Below are 17594 nucleotides of genomic sequence, written 5' to 3' on the forward strand. Positions count from 1 at the left end.
CTACGTTAGCGGCCGCAACGCCCGTTCGGCAGCTATCCATGACGACCTCTTCCCCCTCGCCCCGCGACGACTTCGAACGAATCGTCGAGCGGCGCTTCTCACGCCGCGAGGCCCTGCGCGCGACCGCGGCCGGCATCGCCCTGACCGCGTTCGCCCCGGGTGCCGCCGCGCGCCGACGTCCCTCGGCGAGTTCGCTCGGCTTCACCGAGGTTCGCCACGGACTGGACGAGGTCCATGAGGTCTCCGACGGTCACACCTGCGAGCCGCTGATCGCCTGGGGCGATCCGGTGGTCGCGGGAGCCGCCCCCCTCGACGTGCGCCGCCCCGACCCCGAGGCCCAGTCGACCCAGTTCGGACACGGCAACGACTTCGTCGCGTTCTTGCCCCACCGAGGCCAGCCCCACTCGTCGACCCGCGGTCTGCTCGCCGTCAACCACGAGCACAGCGTCGGCAAGCTGATGTGGGCCGAGCCCGGCGCGGTGCCGCCGCTCGTGCGCGCTCGTGCGGAGCTCACGGCTCAAGGCCTGTCGGTGGTCGAGGTCACGCGCGTTGGCGGCTCCTGGAGCACCGTGCACGGCTCGCGCTTCGGTCGCCGCATCACCGGCGAGACGCCCATGCGCCTGTCCGGTCCGGCCGCTGGGCACGCGCGCCTGGCGACCTCCGCCGACCGCTCCGGCGGCTTGGTGCTGGGAACCTTCGGCAACTGCTCCGGCGGAACGACGCCCTGGGGCACGGTCCTGTCCGGCGAAGAGAACATCCACGAGCACTTCGGGGGCGCGGTTCCGACCGCAGGCCCCGAGGCCGACAACCACCGACGCATGGGGATGGGTGCCACGGTCTACGACTGGGCCGCCTGGATCCCGCGCTTCGACATGGAGCGCGAGCCCAACGAGCCCAACCGCTTCGGCTGGGTGGTCGAGGTCGACCCCCACGACCCCGACGCGCTGCCGGTCAAGCGCACGGCCCTGGGTCGCTTCAAGCACGAGGCCGCCGCCACCGTGGTCGATGCCAGCGGACGCCTGGTGGTTTACCTGGGCGACGACGAGCGCGGGCAGTGCCTGTATCGCTACGTGTCGGACGGCGTGGTGGATCTGGAGCAGCGCAGCCGCAACGGCGAGCTGCTCGACCGCGGCGTCCTGTCGGTGGCGCGCTTCGAGTCCGACGGCAGCCTGCGCTGGCTGCCGCTGGTGTTCGGCGAGGGCCCGCTGATCGAGCGCAACGGGTTCCGCTCCCAGGCCGACGTGTTGATCGAATGCCGCCGCGCCGCCGAGCTGCTCGGCGGCACGCCCCTCGATCGCCCCGAGGACGTGGAGGCCAACCCGGTCACGGGCCTGGTCTACGCGGCCATGACCAACAACACCCTGCGCGGCAAGCACCGCCATCAGCCGGTGGACGCCGCCAACCCGCGGCCCGAGAACCGCCACGGGCACGTGGTCGAGCTGATCCCGCCGGGCGAGCCCGGAGCCCGCCACCACGCGGCCTCCGCCTTCCGTTGGGAGCTGTTCCTGCTCGGCGGCGATCCGGGCGGCGACGTCGGCGCCCGCGCCCACCCCGACACCACCGTCGACGGCTGGTTGTCCTGCCCCGACAACCTGACCTTCGACTCCCGCGGGCGCCTGTGGATCGCCACCGACGGCATGGGCAAGCTCGGCCTGGGGGACGGCCTGTACGGCTGCGACACCGCCGGCGAGGGACGCGCCCTCACCCGCCAGTTCTTCCGCGCGCCGCGGGGAGCAGAGGTCTGCGGCCCGTGCTTCACGCCGGACGACCGCACCCTCTTCCTGGCGGTGCAGCACCCGGGCAACGAAGGCGGCTCGACCTTCGCGCAACCCTCCACCCGCTGGCCGGACTTCTCCCCCGACCTACCGCCGCGTCCGGCGGTGATGGTCGCCGAACGGCTCGACGGCGGACCGATTGGCTGAGCGGCCCCGCTGGGCCCCGCGCTTCAGCGGCCGTTGACCGCGCTTCAGCGGCCGTTGGCCGAGGGGCCGGTCATGCCGTCGGGGGCCAGGAGCGCTTCGAGCTCGGCGCCGTCCAGGAGTTGGCGTTCGCGCACCAGCTCGACGATGCCGCGACCGGAGCGCTTGGCCTCCTTGGCCAGCTCGGCGCACAGGTCGTAGCCCAGGCGCGGCACCAGCGCGGTGACCACGCCGATCGAGCGCTCCACGTAGTCGCGACAGCGCGCAACGTCCGCGACGATCCCGTCGACGCAGCGCAGGGCCAGGGTGCGCACGGCCTTCTCGAGCATCGACTGGGACTCGAGCACGGCCAGGGCCATGACCGGCTCCATCACGTTCAGCTGCAACTGTCCGGCCTCGGCCGCCATGGTCACGGTCATGTCGGCGCCGATCACGCGGAAGCAGACCTGGTTGACGACCTCGGGGATCACCGGGTTGACCTTGCCGGGCATGATCGACGAGCCCGGTTGCACCGCCGGCAGCTCGATCTCGGCCAGGCCCGCGCGAGGGCCCGACGACAACAAGCGCAGGTCGTTGCAGATCTTGCTGAGCTTGATCGCCAGGCTCTTGAGGCCGCCCGAGTACAGCACCAGGCCCTGGGTGTCCTGGGTGGCCTCGATCAGGTCCTCGGCCAGGCTCAGGGGCAGCTCGGTCAACTCGCGCAGGTGCCCCACGGCCCTGGCCGCGTAGCCCTTGGGCGCATTGAGGCCCGTGCCGATCGCCGTCCCGCCCAGATTGATCACGCACAGGTGCTCGCGCACCGCGCGCAGGGCCCCGACCTCGCGCTCCACGCTGTGTGCCCAGGCCCCGAACTCCTGGCCCAGGGTCATGGGCACGGCGTCCTGCAGCTGCGTGCGACCGATCTTGGTCACCCGGGCGAACTCCACCGCCTTGTGCCGCAGGGACGCCACCAGAAGCTCGAGCGCCTCGACCAAGCCCTGGTTCGAGTCCGCCACCGCCAGCTTGATCGCCGTGGGGTAGACGTCGTTGGTCGACTGGGAGCAGTTGACGTGGTCGTTGGGGTCGCAGTGCTCGTATTCGCCCTTGGAGTAGCCCATCGAGATCAGCGCGCGGTTGGCGATGACCTCGTTGACGTTCATGTTGGTCGAGGTGCCCGCGCCGCCCTGCACCACGTCCAGGGGGAACTGGCGCAGGAGCTTGCCCGAGCGCAGCTCCTCGCAGGCGCCGTCGATGGCCTCGGCCACGACCGGATCCAGCGCGCCGCAATCGCGGTTGGCCCGCGCCGCCGCCTGCTTCACCGCGGCCAAGGCGCGCACCAGGGTCGGGAAGTCGAACAGCCGCTGGCTCGAGATCTGGAAGTTGTCGAGGGCGCGCTGGGTCTGGGCGCCCCAGTAGGCGTCGAAGGGCACCTCCATCGGGCCCAGGCTGTCGGACTCGGCGCGGTGCTTGCCCGTGGTGAACTGGCGCACCTCGGCCTGATCGACGGTCGCGGTCTGATCGAGCCGCCGCGTGAGGATCTTGACCGCGGCACCCAGAACGATCGCGCGGCCCTCGCTGTTCTCGCGCAGGATGCGGACCAGCTCGGCGCGCGGGAAGGCCACCACGACGGTGTCGACGCCGGCGCGCCCGGTGGAGCTGTGCATCGACCCCTCGAGCAGGACGCCCTCGCCGAGGGTCTCCGCCGGCCCGTAGCTGACCAGGTGGTCCTCGGCGCCGTCGAAGCGGCGCGCGGTGACGTCGACCCGACCGGAGACGATGCGTAGGAACTCGACCCGCGCGTCCCCCTCCTCGAAGACCACCTCGCCGCGCACGTAGCTGCGCCGCTCGGCGACAGCGGCGAGGTCGGCTCGCAGGGGCTCGGGGAGCTCTTCGAAGAGCTCGATACCGCCCACGAAGGCGGCGTCGATCGGTCGGTTCATCGCGTGGGGGGAGGGGGGGGCTGCGGGTGGCCGGACGGTCAACCGGGCGGGAGAGCATACGCGCCCGAGCAGGGGCGGGATCATTCGTCCCACCGGGTCATGTGGAGGCGGGACGTACGGTGGCGGGACCATTCGTCCCACCGGGGCGCAGCGTCGCCGGCAGATCCGGCGACGCTGCGCCCCGGTGGGACGAATGGTCCCGCCACCGTACGTCCCGCCTCCACACGACCCTGCTCAGTCCCGCGCGAACACGACCCGCCCCCCCACCACCGTGGCGACGACCCGCGCCTCGGCCAGGCTCTCCTCACTGGCGAAGAGGTCCCGGTCGACCAGCACCAAGTCGCCCACGTAGCCGGGGATCAGGGCCCCGCTCCAGCCCTCGCTGTGGAGCGCGAACGCCGCCCCGCGGGTGTAGGCCGTCAGTGCCTCGTCCAGGGTCAGTGACTGCTCGGGTACGAAGGTCTTGCCGTCGAGGGTCCCGGCCTCGACCGCCGCGGCCAGGCCCAGTAAGGGATCGGCGCTCACCACCGGCCAGTCGCTGCCGAAGGCCAGGGTCGCGCCGGAGTCGACCAGGTCACGGAAAGCGTAGGACGTCGCGCAACGCACGGGGCCAATGCGCGTCTGGGCGTAACGACCGTCGTCGGCCTTGTGGTACGGCTGCATCGACGCCACCACGCCCAGCTCGGCGAAGCGGCCGACGTCCTCGGGCGCCAGGTGCTGGGCGTGCTCGACCCGCGGGCGCAGGTCGGCGCGGCGCTCGACCGGGATGGCCTCGTACCAATCGAGGATGGTGCGGTTGGCGCGATCGCCGATGGCGTGCACAGCCGGCTGTAGGCCGCGGTCCGCGGCCAGGTCGATCAGCGTCTTCAGCTCTCCCGTCTCGGCCAGGGCCAGGGGGAAGCCGACGTTGCCCGGCGCGTCGTCGAAGTCCGCGAGCATCCACGCCGTGTGCGACCCCAGGCTGCCGTCCATGAAGCCCTTGAAGCCGAGCAACTCGACGTTCGGCGAGAGGGTCCGCGGCCGATCGAGCCAGGCCAGGGCGCGACTCCAGGCCGAGAGGGTCGGGCCCGCGTCGCGCACCGTAGCGCGCACGCGCAGGGTCAGCTCGCCCGCGCTGTCGAGGGGCACGAGCTCCTGCTCGATCGTCGCGCGCGAGTCGATCGCCCCCACCTGGGTCAGGCCCCAGGCGTTGGCCTGGGCCAGGGCCTGACGCATCAGCGCGCGACGGCCCTCGACCGTGTCCGCCGCCGAGGGAGCATCCACGAGGCCCATGGCGCTCTCGTACAGGGCCCCATCGGGCTGGCCGTCCGCGAGCCGTCCGATCTTGCCGCCGGCCGGGTCGGCGGGGCCCTCGGCGTCGATCCCGGCCAGCTCGAGGGCGCGGCTCGATGCGATCAGGCTGTGGCCGTCCATGCGCACCAGCACCACCGGCCGCTCCCCCGCCGCCGCTTGGAGCTCGTCCGCGCGCGGCGCTCGCGGATCGGGCCAGCTCTCCGCCGACCAACCGCGCCCGACGATCCAATCGCCGGCGTCCGTGGCCGCCGCCCGCCGGGCCACCAGCTCGAGCAGCGCCTCTCGACTGGCCGCCCCGCGCACGTCGAGGAGCGCGAAGCCTTCCGCCGCGCCGGCCAGGTGGACGTGGGCGTCGATCAGGCCCGGCAGCACGCTGCGCCCCCGGGCCTCCAGCACCACGGTGTCCTCGTCGATCAGGTGAGCCGGCGGCTCCCCCATGCCGAGGGAGTGCACGCGACCGTCCATGATCGCGACCCACTCGGCGTCGGGTTGCTCGGGGTCGGCGGTCCACACCCGTCCGTCCCGCACGACCAGGTCCGCCGCGCCGTCGCCGGCCGACGCGAGCGCTCCAAGCGCGAGCGCCGCAAACAGTTGCATCATCGTAGTCCTCAAGCTCGGAGCCAGTCGAGGGCGGCGTCGCGCCGGCCCTCGGGGAAGAAGCGCACCACCGCCTCGGTCAACAGCATCTCACCCACGCGCACCAGGAACTCCCGGTGACGCTCCTCCCCGACCACGGCGCAGGCCTCGACGGTCTCGAGCAACTGCGACGTGAACTCGAAGCTGCGCCAGGGCTGGCCCGGCTCGTCCGTGCCCAGCGCAGTCACCTCGAGCAACACGGCGGCGGGATCACCCGCGTGGCTGACCAGGGTCTCGAGCGTCCGAGGGAAGCGGGAGTAGTCCCCGATCAACTGGGCGCCGTCCACCCGCACCGCGAGCAACCCCTCGTCACACAGCTCGTCGAGTGTCTCGTGCACGGCGTGGAGGATAGCGGTCGCGGGATCGAAGGTTGACATCGGACCCGGAACGGCCTGCAGGCTCGTCGTCCCCCTCTCAGTCCGACAGGCGCTGCCGAACCGCCTTCGAGAGCGCGATCCTGGCGCGCGCGTGGAGCATGGTGGCGGCCCCCTCGGAGTCGCGACCCAGCTCCTGAGCGACATCGCGCCAACTCAGGCCCAAGTAGTCTCGTAGCAGGAGCACTTCGCGATGTTGCTCGGACAGCCCGTCCATGGCGACCAAGATGATCTCGCTGGCCTCGGCCCTCGCCGCGGCCTCGGGTGGCAGGGTCGAGTCCCCGGCGGGATCGAACCTCACGCTACCCGAGGTGGCCTGCCGCCCCAGACTCTCGATCGCGCGGTCCCGTCGCACATCGCGCTTGGCGGCCTGCAAGTAGTCGAGCTCTCCACGGATCTGGTTGATGGCGATGGTCGACAGCCAACACATGAAGGCCCCCTCGGTCCGGTACTCGAAGGACTCGATCCCCGCCAAGGCGTGAAGGAAGGTCCGCTGAACCAGGTCGTCGATGTCCGTTCGACCGCGCAGGGAGGGACCGATCTTCGAGCGCACGACCATGCGTACGCGCTCGTAGTAGCGCTCGAACAGCCGGTTCAGCGCCCCGTCGTCCCCTTCGCGGTAGCGCTCCAGAAGCTGGACCGTAGCCGTCAACGATTGCTGTTCAGCGACCGAGAGAGATTCGTCGTGGTCCATCGAGTCGGGCGAGATTCGGAAGCGGGTTGCTACCGTCGGCCACTGCGGAGGATCGACCACAGCAGCCCGGCACCCACGGCACAGGAGGTCAGGAAGCCGAGCAGGCCGAGGACAGGAATCCCCAGCAGCATCGGCCCCTTGTCCACGGTCATGGCGATCGACGTGCCCACGATCAGCGCCGCGGTGATCATGCCGACGGTGACGCGGTTGGCGCTCTCGGTGATGCGGTCGCCGAACTCGGGGAGGCGGTTGACGCGCACTTCGAGGCGCAGCTTGCCGCGGCGCGCCTTGTCGAAGAGCTGGCGCAGGTCGCGGGGCAGCTCGCGCACGAGCCCCGCCAGGTCCTCGGTCTGCCGGCCGAGGACGTTCAGCAGCGAATGCTGCTCGCGGATCGCCCGCTCGGCCATGGGTTGGATCTTCGAGGTCAGGTCGAAGTCCGGGTCGAGCTCGCGGCCCAGGTTGTCCAGAAGGGCGAAGACGCGAATCAAGCTCGACATGTCGGCGGGCAGGATCAAGCCGTTCTCGCGCACCATGTCGACCACGTCCCCGAGCACCGCCTGCAGGTCGACATCGCCCAACTTGGCGCCGTGGTAGCGGTCGATGAAGGCGCGCGCGTCCTGGGCGAGCAGCTCGGTGTCGACCTCCTCCTCGTCGCCGGCCCAGTCGAGCAGCACCGCGACCACCCGCCGTTCGTCGCGCTTGAACACGGCCACGAGCAGGTTCATGAACTCCTCGCGGCGTCGCTCGGACAGGCGCCCGACCATGCCGCAGTCGAGCAGCACGAGCCGTGCCTGGGGCTGGAAGAACACGTTCCCCGGGTGCGGATCGGCGTGGTAGATGCCGTCCACGAAGATCATCTTCAGGATCGCGTCGGCACCGCGCGCGGCGAGCAAGGGCCCCTCGCCCGTACCGGGCTCGTGCTCGTGCGCCCACTCGCCCGCCGAGACGCCGTCGACGAAGGCCAACACCAACAGGCGTTCGCGGGTGAACTCGTCGATCACTTCGGGCACCTCGACGAACTCGTCGTCGGCGAGGTTGCGACCGATCAGTTCGGTGTTGCGCGCCTCGAGGGACAGGTCGAGCTCCTCCCGCAGGGTCCGCGAGAACAGGCGCACCATCTGCACCGGGCGGTAGCGGCGCAGCTCGGGCAGCTCCTGCTCGGTCAGCTCGGCGAAGCGCTCCAACAGGCGCAGGTCCGCCTCGACCTTGGCGCGGATCCCCGGGCGCCGGATCTTGAGCACCACCCGTCGACCGTCGGACAACCTCGCCGAGTGCACCTGCCCGATCGAGCCCGCCGCCAGGGGCGTCTCGTCGAAGCCCTCGAAGAGCTCGCGCGGGTCGGCGCCCAGGTCCTCCTCGAGCTGCGGCAGGAGCTCGGCGAAGGGCACTGGAGTGACGGCCTGGTGTAGGCGCTCGAACTCGGTGATCCAGTCCGGCGACAGGAGGTCGGGGCGCGTCGCCAGGAGCTGTCCGAACTTGACGAAGGTCGGCCCCAGTTGCTCCAGCGCCCGCCGCACCCGCTCGTGGGTCGGCATCTCGCGCAGTTGGTCGGCACCGGACCAGTGCAGGGCGCGTCCCGCGCGCTCGAGGGGTCCGGACAGACCCATGCGCTGGACCACGTCACCCAAGCCGTGGCGGGCGAAGGTAGAGGCGATCTCTTGCAGGCGCCCCAGGTCGCGGGCGGCGAACAGCACGTCGAGCACGGACATGGGCCCGACTATGGACACCGGCGCGGCCCGAAGCCAGCCCCACGCACGGGTGGCCCAGACCCCGCTGGCGCGGTCCATCCATGAACGCGCGCCCGAGACACCCTGATCCGCCTGCTGTTCGGGCCTCTCGGTCCCAGTCGGCGCCCTGCGAACGCCAGCCTGCTCGACCACCCTTCGCGGTCACCCTCGCGGGTGCCATCCACGGTGCAGCGGCGCGAGGCGTGCGGCGCAGTTTCGAGCACGTCTTCGTCGTTGGTCCGGGCTAGTCTCTGCGCGCCATGGTCGAACGCGCCGCCGGATCCGGCTCTCCCACCCTGCTGCTGTTTCCCACCGAGTTGGAGCAGCGCCGCTTCCTCGACGCCGGCGGTCTGCCCGTCGGCCTGGCGCTTCAGGCCCTCTGCGGCTTTGGTCCCGTGGCCGCCGCGGCCCGCACGGCCGAGCTGTGCGCGCGCGTCGCGCCGCGGCGGGTGCTGTTGATCGGGATCGCCGGTGCCTACGACGTGGAGCGCGATCCGGTGGGCTGTGCGCGGGTCTTCGAAGGCACGGCCCTGGACGGGGTCGGCGCAGGAGAGGGCGCTGGCTTCCGCGGCCCCACGGCCCTGGGCTTTCCCCAGTGGCCGTCTCGACCGGGTGTCGACGGCGCTGCGATCGAAGACCGCCTGCCCCTGTGGCGCCCGCAGCAGTCGACGAACGACCGTTACCGCGGCGGCGGAACCCTGCTGACCACCTGCGCCGCCGCCGACGGACCCGAGATGGCCGCGCGACGCCGCGAGCGCTTCGCGGACGCGGGGGCCGAGGACATGGAGGGATTCGCCGTGGCCTTCGCCTGCACCCTGGCGCGGGTGCCGGTGGCGGTGGTGCGCGGCATCTCCAACCTGGTGGGCGATCGCGACGGCACGCGCTGGCGCATCCCCCAGGCCTTGGCGAGCGCTCGGGAGGCCGCGTTGGAGATCCTGGCCCAGGACGCCTGGGAGCCTTCGGCGTGAGGCGCCTGTCGATCGGCATCTCCACCTGCCCCAACGACACGTTCGCCTTCCACGCCCTGCTTACGGGCGCGGTGCGGGTGGACGGTGTCCAGTTGGACTTCGAGCTGGGCGACGTGCAGGAACTCAACCAGCGCGCCGCGGCCGGCGACTTGGACGTGGCCAAGATCAGCTACGCCGCGGCCCTGGAGTTGGCGGCGCAGCGCGTGATGCTGCCGGCCGGCTCCGCCCTGGGCTTCGGCGTGGGTCCGGTGGTGTTGGCCGGCCCCCACCCCCACGCCAGTCCGCCGCGGGTGCTGTGCCCCGGCGGTCAGACCACCGCGACGCTCCTGTGGCGGCTTTTCCACCCCGAGACCGTGCGACTCGACCAGGTGGTCTTCAGTGCGATCATGCCCGCACTGCGCGACGGCTCCGCGGACCTCGGCGTTTGCATTCACGAGGGCCGCTTCACCCACCGCGACTGGAATCTCGAGCTGGTCGAGGACCTGGGAGCCACCTGGGAGCGCGAGACCGCATCGCCCCTGCCCCTGGGTGGTATCTCGGTGCGCCGCTCCCTGCCGGCCGAGGTGATCGCGGCCGTCGCAGAGGGCGTGCGCGAGTCGGTCGAGTGGGCCCGGGCCAACCCCGATGCCTGCCTCGCGACGATGCGAGCCCACGCCCAGGAGCACACGGACGAGGTGCTCTGGAAACACGTCGAGCTCTACGTCAACGACTGGACCGTGGACCTGGGCCCGGTCGGTCGCGGGGCGATCGCGGAGCTGGCACGGCGGGCACGTGCGGTCGGCCTGGGCCAGGGCGAGTCGATCGTCGTCGACTGAGGCGACAGCCGCCCCCTGCGATCACTCGCCGTAGCGCAGCTCGAGGGTCGACACCGGTTGCGCGTCCTCGGCGGACGGGTTGCAGGTCACCACGAACAGACGGTCGTACTGGTCGTCGGCGAGCATCGGACCGTAGCGCTCGTGCTGCTCGAGACCCTCGATCTCGCCGCCCAGGGCCGCGACCAGGCCGGGGACCGTGTTGGAGTGGCCGGCGACGACCGCCACGGATCCGCCTGGCAGGGCCTCGATCGCTGCCACCTGGGCGGCGGGCTCGCGCGCGGAGATGACCTGAACCTCGAGGTCCGTGGCGGCCGCGAGGGGCGCGACGGTCAGCTGGGTGCGCTGGAACTCGCTCGCGAACACGTGGCTCACGCCACTGTGCCCGAGCATGCGCGCCAGCTCGGCCGCCCGCGCGGCGCCGGCCTCGGTCAGCACGGGGTCGCTGCCCTCCGCCACCTTCTCAGCGTGGCGCACGACGATCACGGTGATCGGCGCCGGCTGCTCCGGCGAAGCGGCCCGTTCCTGGACGGTCGTCGACGCCGAGTCGGTCGCAGTCAGAGTCGAGATCGACGGCAGGAACAGGGCCAGGGCGGCGGCGCAGGCCGCGACGAGGGGTCGTTGGATCAGCATGGGACAGGGTTGTAGCGCGCGGCGGGCCGGTCGGGGCAGGGGATCGAACCTCGACCGATGGGCTGAGTCTGATGGTCCAGGTCGAGCGCTCCCCCAATGAGCGACGCCCGCCGACTCCCCGGGGGAATCGACGGGCGCCGCCCGCTCGGGGCCGGAATCGGCCCCATGGGGAACGCTGCGGCTCAGTCGCCGCCGCCCGAGTCACGAAGCTCGAGCATCTCCTTGCGGATCTCCTGTGCGTGGTTCTTGACCTCTTGCATCGCCTTGCGGACGCGGGCGCACGCGGCCTTGTTGCCGGAGGCGGCCTTCTCGACGTCGTCGCGGACGCTCTCGATGGTCTGAATCAGGTTCTGGTAGTTCTGCGTCATGCCTGGATATCCGAAATGCGAGGAGCCGATCCGGCTCCTCTGGGGGGCGCTGGATGGCGGTAGACGGGCTTCATGGTGGCGATTGCGGGCCAGCGATCAAGGCGCCAGCCCCCGTTCCAGGGGCCGCCAGGGCCGATTCTGAGCCGCGACCGTCCCACGGCGGCTCGGGGCTCGATCCCGGCCCCGAGGGTCGAAGAGCCCTTCTTGCCCCCTAAAGGCCTGCCATCTTGCGGACGACCTTCCACTCGTCGGCGGTGACGGGCTGGACGGAGAGGCGGCTGCCACGCTGGACGACGGCCATCTCAGAAAGCTTCGGATTCGCTTTCAGGTCCTCGAGAGAGACCAAATTGGGCGCTGACTCGACCCCGGCGATGTCCACCAGCATCCAGCGCGGGTCCTCGGGATCGCTCTTGGGGTCGAAGTGCGGGTCCTTCGGATCGAGGGCCGTGGGGTCCGGATAGGCCTCGCGGACCACCTCGGCGAAGCCCGCCACGCCGGGGGGCTTGGCGTTGGAGTGGTAGAAGAGCACCCCGTCGCCGACGGCCATGTCGTCGCGCATGAAGTTGCGCGCCTGGTAGTTGCGGACGCCGTCCCACATGGTCCGGCGGCCCTTGGCGGCCATCAGGTCGTCGAAGGAGAAGACGTCGGGCTCGGACTTCATGAGCCAGTAGCGCGTGGCGCGGCGGGGCATGGCGGGGCGGGGGTCGGGGGCTGGGTCGAATCGAACGGAACGAGAGGGTGGGGTCGCGAGAGGGAGCGCGTCAGCGCGGGGCGCGACTGCGGGCCCGGCGGGCGTCGCGCCATCGAGGGCGTGATCGCAGTGCCCTCCGGCTGTGCCCTGGGTGACGGACCTCAGAGCAGGCCCGCACGACCGAGGGCGCCGCCCTCGAGTTCGCGCAGGGCCGCCGGCGGCCCCAGAACCTCCGCGAGGACGACGGCGCGGCGCCAGGCCTCGCGGTCGGACAACGGGTAGCGGGACGCGACCTTGCCACCGGACTCGGCCGCGGGGCCACGCTCCGTGGCCGGCGGGAATCGGTCCAAGGTCCCAGACACCGGCAGGGACGAGCGCAGGCCACTCAGCTCAGCGAGGGACCCGCGGGCGACCATCTCATCACCGCCCGTGCGCTCCAACTCGGACTCGCTCGGCATCGGCCGCAGGGCCGAGGGCAGGTCGTCGCGCAGCTTCTCACGCGCCGCCGAGGGCAGGACCGCGGTCAGCGGTTCCTCGTGGACGCGACGTGCGGGCTCCGGCGTCGCTGACGCGGTCGCCACCTTGGCCTGCTTGCGCTGACGCCGATGCACCGCTGATTCCGGCCGCAGGTGCGGGTCCCCCATCGGATCCTGGGGACGCGGCACCTTCGCGGCCGGGCGAGTCGGCTCCACACCTTCGAGCAACTGCTTCCACAGGTCGCGGCCGCTCAGTTCCCCATCGACCTCGGTGGCCACGGGCCTGGGCGCCCGCCGCGCGGGAGCACCGGGCGCTGCATTGCGTTGACGCTCGCGGAGGATCCCGCGCACGATCGGCACGCCGAAGAACAGCGCGACGAAGGCGATCTGGATGATCCCCTCGAGGATGTCGTTCGGCTTGGCCTGGGCCAGGAACGGCCCGGTCTCCAGCAGACTGACGTCCAGCAGCGCCGCGCCCATGACCGCGGAGATCACTAGCTCTCCAGCCCCTCGGGCTTCGAGTCTCCGCCGCCCGCGATGCCCTCCCGCATGCTGGTGTCGGCCTGGATGTTGCGGAAGCGGTACTGGTCCATGACGCCCAGGTTGCCCGCGCGCAGGGCCTCGGCCATGGCCTTGGGAATCTCGGCTTCGGCCAGGACCACCTCGGCGCGGTTCTCCATCACCTTGGCCTTGAACTCCTGCTCGGCGGCCACGGCCATCGCACGACGCTTCTCGGCGTTGGCCTGGGCCACGCGCTTGTCGGCCTCGGCCTGATCCGCCTGCAGGCGCGCTCCGATGTTGTTGCCGATGTCCACGTCGGCGATGTCGATCGAGACGATCTCGAAGGCCGTGCCGGCGTCGAGTCCGCGGGCGAGCACCACCTTGCTGATCGCGTCGGGGTTCTCGAGCACCTCCTTGTGGGAGGCCTTGGAGCCGATGGTCGAGATGATGCCTTCACCCACGCGGGCGATGATCGTCTCCTCGCCGGCGCCACCGACCAGGCGCGCGATGTTCGTGCGCACGGTCACCCGCGCCTTGGCCAGGACCTGGATGCCGTCCGCGGCCACGGCGGCGATCTCGGTCTTGCCCGACGCCGGGTTGGGGCAGTCGATGACCTTGGGCGTCACGCTGGTCTTCACGGCGTCCAGCACGTCGCGCCCGGCCAGGTCGATCGACGCCGCGGTGCGGAAGTCGAGCTCGATGCCCGCGCGGTTCGCCGCGATCAGCGCCCGCACGACGCGGCCGACCTGACCGCCGGCGAGCACGTGGGCTTCGAGGTCGCGCTTGTCGACCTGGTCGAGGCGCGCCTGGACCAGCATCACCTGGGCGTCGACGATCTGCGAAGGCGGGACCTTCCGCAGGCTCATGGCGACCATGTCGAGCAGGCCGATACCGGCGCGCGACAAGAGCGAGCGGACGTAGAGGTTGGCGTAGCGGATCAGCAGCAGGACGAAGGCCAGGCCGACCAGGACCGCGGCGACGGTGAAGACCGTCATGGCGGTGTTGCTCGCCGCGGCGAGGGTGAGTTGCAGAGTGCTCATGGGAGCGACGGAGGATCTCGGTTCTTCTCGGGAGCGCCGCGGACGGCGCCGGTAATTGGTTCAGGCGGGTCGCTCGATCAAGCCTGCGAAGCCGGCTCGCCGCCGTGATCGCCGCCGGGCTCGCTGCGCACGACGACCACGCGGTTGCCGACGACCTCGAGCACCCGCACGGGCTCACCGATGCCGATGCTCTCGCCACGGCTGACCACGTCGACGCGGCGCCCGCCGATGCGCGCGTACCCGGCGGGGCGCAGGGGCGTCAGCACCTCACCCTCCTGGCCGACCAGGTCGAGGTCGCGCGCGTCGGTCGCGGCGGTGCTCTGGAAGCTCAAGCCGCCCAAGGTGTAACGCTTGCCGAAGGGACTCTGTGGCAAGAGCTTGAAGGCCACGACCAGGGTCACCGGCAAGAGCAAGGCCACGGCCAGCAGGAAGTTGACCCCGGTGCCGGTGTCCTCCTGGAAGGCCGCGATGACCGAGCCGATGATCGACGCGGCCGCCAGGAAGCTGAGCACGCCGAAGCTGGGGATGAAGACCTCGGCCAGCACCAGGGCCAGTCCGAGACCGAGCAGGATCAGGGCCAGGGTCACGCGCTCGCCTCCTTGGTGTCGACGTCCTCGACGTCCTCGACGCCTTCGACGCCCTCGACGCCCTCGACGCCCTCGACGCGCAGCCGACCGCCCTCGGTGCCGATCACCCGCAGCCGCTGGCCCCGCTCGAGCGTGCCGCCCACGGCCCAGGCCTCGAAGTCGGCGATGCCCTGGCCGTCGAGCTGCACGTGGCCCACCGGGCGCAGGTCCGTGGACGCCCGCCCCAACAGGCCCACCAGGTCGCCCGGGCGCGCTCCGACCGGGCCGCCGCCGACGGCCGAGCCGAAGGTCGGACCGGTGTCCGTGGGTGCCACGGCCATGCGCGAGTACAGGGGCGTCTTGGGCAGGATGAACGACAGGCCGACCGAGAGCACGAAGCCCACCGCACCCCAGAGGGAGGTGCGGAAGGCGGCCTGCAGGGCCAGTTGGCGGTCGAACTCGTGGGCCAGGGGCAGGCCCGGTCCGAGCTGGGACCAGATCAAGCCGGCCACGACCAACACCGCGCCGACAATCCCCGGCCACAGGGTCCCGGGCACCAGGAACAGCTCCACGGCGATCAGCACCGCGCCGAGCCCCATCACCAGGAAGTGCTCGATCCCCGCCAGGCCGACCAGGTAGCGCCCGAACAGGAGCGCGCCGAAGCAGGCCAGGGACAGCACCGCGGCGATCCCGAGGCCGGGGGTCTTGAGCTCGATGTAGGCCAGGGTGATCCCGAGGATCAAGAGCAGGGGCGCGAGGGAGTCCAGCAGCGACGCCAACTCCTCCGCCCTCGACTCCTCGACTCGCGTGACCTCGGCGTCGGCCGGCAGGCTGAGGTGCACGGTCATCAGCTCGGCCAGGCTGGCGACCTCGTCGTCGGCCAGGCGGTACTCGAGCGCCTCGTCGGTGGTCAACGCCACCAACCGACCGCGCGAAGCGATCACGTCGATCTTCTTCACCGGCGAGCCCTCGAGCCGCAGGGTGTCCCACTCCTCGCCGGTGACCACGCGCCGGAAGCCGTCGACCTCGACCCACAGCACCTCAAGGGACGGGTCCACCATGCCCTCGGCCAGGCCCGTGGGCCGCGCCGTGCGCTCGGCCACGCTGCGGAACCCGCTGCGCGCCACCGAGAGGAACTTCTCCTCCACCGCCTCGACGCCCGTGGGCACCGAGACGATCGGGAGGGCCGCGCCGATCTGCCCGTCGGGCCGCATCAGCAGCATCTCGCACGACATGGCCACCAGGGCCCCGGCCGAGAGGGCCTTGGGAGCGACCCAGGCGACCACGCGCAGACCGTCCTCGCGGGCATCGAAGATCGCCGACGAGAGCTGCCACATCAGGTCGACCCGCCCGCCGGGGGTGTCGAGCTCGATCACCAGGGCGTCGCGGCGCTGCTTGGCCTCGCCCACGGCCCGGCGCAACAGGCTCAGGGCCCCGCGGTCGAGCTCGCCCTCGAAGGTGATCACCGTGACACCGCGGATCGCTTCCGACTGGGTCTCACGCTCGTCGTCCTCGCCGCCGGCGAGATCGCGGATCATCTGGTCGAAGCCCGTCTGCGTCAGCACGGGGGTCGCCCACGCCTGCTTCGGCGTCACCAGCAGCAAGACCATCGCGAGCAGCAGCGCTACTCTCGAGGCTGCCGCTCGCGTCACGATCGCCGAGATCGAGGACCCGCCGCGCAGACCGGATTTGCGGCGGGACTGCGCGAGTCCGCAAGCGGCGCCCGCGCGGGATCGCCAATCATCCAGAACCCAACTGACAACGTGAGTCACTTCGGGATCGTAGGCCACGGGGCCATTCTCCCCAACTGGCGCCCGACGCAAAGGGCCGACTACGGAGGATGTGGCCGGGAGAGGCGCCAGGGCTGGCTGGTTCCGGCAGCGGCCGGGCCGGCGCTCGTGGAGCGCCTGGCACGCGAGTGGACAGCCCTGGCCGTCATTGGCCCCTGCAGCTCCGAGCCCTGGCGCAGCCCCGACCTCAGACCAAGTCCGTGTCGGCCAACTGGTACCACCAGTTGTCCCGCAGCCACAGGTCGTTGTAGCGGGCGTGGAAGCTGCGGGTGACCATGAAGTACTCGCTCGGGTGGACCCGCCAGCCCCAGTCCTGGAACCTGTCGAACCAGGGCGACCAGTCGACGGTCAGGCTGGCCACGGCGCTGACGCCGTCCCGGGCGCCGCGGTGGCGCACGGCGCGCTCGAGGGCGGCGCCGACCTCGGGCTCGTCCGGCGGGACGAGCCAGTCGACGATCAAGCCCATGTTGGGCAGGATCCAGTCGGCGCGCCGGTAGATCGCGACGCCGCGCAGGATGCCCTCGGCGTCGCGCACGCCCAGACGCTCGTAGTCGAAGTTCGGGTGGTCGACGAAGCGCCAGTTCCAGAAGTCGGCGTCGCGGATCGCGCTGGCCCCGAAGGCACCCGAGCAGCGGTCGTAGAGCCAGCGCGCCTGCTCGTCGAAGCGCTCGATCAGCTCGACCTCGGGCGCCTCGCCCGGATCCGGCCCGGGCTCGCGGGCCAGCACCCCGTGGGTGCGCGAGATCTCGTACTTGAGGAAGGTCTGCCCGATGCGCCAGGCGTCGGCCACGGGCATGCCGTAGTGCACCAGGTCCTTCTCGGGGCCACCGTAGGCGTCGAAGAACTCCCAGGCGGTGCGCACGAACAGGCCCGGGCGCTTGAGGCCCGCGCGGTGCTCGGGGTGCACCATCGAGTCGACGATCTGGGCGAAGTTGCGCTCCTGGCCGTCCACCAACAGGCGGTAGGGCCAGGCGGCGTACTGGGCCACGACCTTGCGCGGTCCGCCGTCGTTGGTCAGCGCCAGCCAGATGCGCCAACCGGCCGGGTTGCCCAGGGCCGTCCAGCGCCACTCGTCCAAGGTGCGCGGAACGTGGTCGGCGCTCTTGGCGCCGAAGACCTCGTTGAAGGTCTCGACCAGGCTCTCTTCGTCACCCTCGCGGTACTCGCGGATCTCGTAGTCGGCCATG

General features: G+C 71.4%; 16 protein-coding genes. 3 read left to right on the forward strand and 13 right to left on the reverse strand.

What is annotated here, in order from left to right; translation table 11 throughout:
• Nucleotides 1-38: 38 nt before the first annotated feature.
• The gene (locus Pla133_RS16920; protein ID WP_145067354.1) at nucleotides 39-1922 is read left to right on the forward strand and encodes a PhoX family protein; all 1884 of its coding nucleotides are present in this window, start codon (nucleotides 39-41) and stop codon (nucleotides 1920-1922) included.
• Between the two features lie 44 nt (nucleotides 1923-1966).
• Here Pla133_RS16920 and Pla133_RS16925 read toward each other — a convergent pair whose 3' ends face one another.
• The 5 genes from Pla133_RS16925 to Pla133_RS16945 all read right to left on the reverse strand — a co-directional run bounded on the left by Pla133_RS16925 (nucleotide 1967) and on the right by Pla133_RS16945 (nucleotide 8544).
• Nucleotides 1967-3838 carry an aspartate ammonia-lyase gene (locus Pla133_RS16925; protein WP_145067356.1) on the reverse strand — a complete coding sequence of 624 codons (1872 nt, stop codon included), beginning with the start codon at nucleotides 3836-3838 and terminating at the stop codon, nucleotides 1967-1969.
• Nucleotides 3839-4072: 234 nt separating this feature from the next.
• A complete protein-coding gene (locus Pla133_RS16930; RefSeq protein WP_145067358.1) occupies nucleotides 4073-5731 on the reverse strand; it encodes an amidohydrolase in 1659 nt (552 codons plus the stop codon).
• Nucleotides 5732-5739: 8 nt separating this feature from the next.
• Nucleotides 5740-6105: a SpoIIAA family protein gene (locus Pla133_RS16935; protein ID WP_419191637.1), complete on the reverse strand. Its 366-nt coding sequence runs from the start codon at nucleotides 6103-6105 to the stop codon at nucleotides 5740-5742.
• 76 nt (nucleotides 6106-6181) lie between these two features.
• A complete protein-coding gene (locus Pla133_RS16940) occupies nucleotides 6182-6835 on the reverse strand; it encodes an RNA polymerase sigma factor (protein ID WP_145067362.1) in 654 nt (217 codons plus the stop codon).
• Nucleotides 6836-6864: 29 nt separating this feature from the next.
• Nucleotides 6865-8544 (reverse strand): ABC1 kinase family protein, encoded by a 1680-nt coding sequence (locus Pla133_RS16945; RefSeq protein ID WP_145067364.1) that lies wholly within the window; start codon nucleotides 8542-8544, stop codon nucleotides 6865-6867.
• Between the two features lie 278 nt (nucleotides 8545-8822).
• Between Pla133_RS16945 and mqnB the strand changes: the two genes are divergently transcribed.
• On the forward strand, nucleotides 8823-9530 hold the full coding sequence (gene mqnB, locus Pla133_RS16950) for a futalosine hydrolase (protein ID WP_145067366.1): 708 nt from the start codon (nucleotides 8823-8825) through the stop codon (nucleotides 9528-9530).
• Nucleotides 9527-10345 (forward strand): 1,4-dihydroxy-6-naphtoate synthase, encoded by an 819-nt coding sequence (locus Pla133_RS16955; RefSeq protein WP_419191638.1) that lies wholly within the window; start codon nucleotides 9527-9529, stop codon nucleotides 10343-10345. The genes mqnB and Pla133_RS16955 overlap by 4 nt, the downstream gene beginning before the upstream one ends.
• Before the next feature lie 21 nt (nucleotides 10346-10366).
• Here Pla133_RS16955 and Pla133_RS16960 read toward each other — a convergent pair whose 3' ends face one another.
• The 8 genes from Pla133_RS16960 to Pla133_RS16990 all read right to left on the reverse strand — a co-directional run bounded on the left by Pla133_RS16960 (nucleotide 10367) and on the right by Pla133_RS16990 (nucleotide 17593).
• A complete protein-coding gene (locus tag Pla133_RS16960) occupies nucleotides 10367-10975 on the reverse strand; it encodes a histidine phosphatase family protein (protein ID WP_145067369.1) in 609 nt (202 codons plus the stop codon).
• A gap of 182 nt (nucleotides 10976-11157) precedes the next feature.
• Nucleotides 11158-11343: a histone H1 gene (locus Pla133_RS16965; RefSeq protein WP_145067371.1), complete on the reverse strand. Its 186-nt coding sequence runs from the start codon at nucleotides 11341-11343 to the stop codon at nucleotides 11158-11160.
• A 211-nt stretch (nucleotides 11344-11554) separates the two neighbouring features.
• On the reverse strand, nucleotides 11555-12034 hold the full coding sequence (locus Pla133_RS16970; RefSeq protein WP_145067373.1) for an EVE domain-containing protein: 480 nt from the start codon (nucleotides 12032-12034) through the stop codon (nucleotides 11555-11557).
• Nucleotides 12035-12195: 161 nt separating this feature from the next.
• The gene (locus tag Pla133_RS16975) at nucleotides 12196-13005 is read right to left on the reverse strand and encodes a flagellar biosynthesis protein FlhF (RefSeq protein ID WP_145067375.1); all 810 of its coding nucleotides are present in this window, start codon (nucleotides 13003-13005) and stop codon (nucleotides 12196-12198) included.
• A complete protein-coding gene (gene floA, locus Pla133_RS16980) occupies nucleotides 13005-14051 on the reverse strand; it encodes a flotillin-like protein FloA (protein WP_419191639.1) in 1047 nt (348 codons plus the stop codon). Before floA ends, Pla133_RS16975 begins: the two co-directional genes overlap by 1 nt.
• A gap of 77 nt (nucleotides 14052-14128) precedes the next feature.
• Entirely contained in the window at nucleotides 14129-14638 is a 510-nt protein-coding gene (locus tag Pla133_RS16985; RefSeq protein ID WP_145067377.1) for an NfeD family protein, read from the reverse strand.
• Nucleotides 14635-16227, reverse strand: coding sequence for an NfeD family protein (locus tag Pla133_RS26435; RefSeq protein ID WP_419191640.1), 1593 nt, complete (start codon nucleotides 16225-16227; stop codon nucleotides 14635-14637). Before Pla133_RS26435 ends, Pla133_RS16985 begins: the two co-directional genes overlap by 4 nt.
• Before the next feature lie 367 nt (nucleotides 16228-16594).
• Complete coding sequence (locus Pla133_RS16990) at nucleotides 16595-17593, reverse strand: GNAT family N-acetyltransferase (RefSeq protein WP_145067379.1); 999 nt, start codon at nucleotides 17591-17593, stop codon at nucleotides 16595-16597.
• Nucleotide 17594 lies beyond the last annotated feature (1 nt).

Origin of the sequence: Engelhardtia mirabilis, from assembly GCF_007748095.1 — a bacterium.
Lineage (GTDB): Bacteria > Planctomycetota > UBA1135 > UBA1135.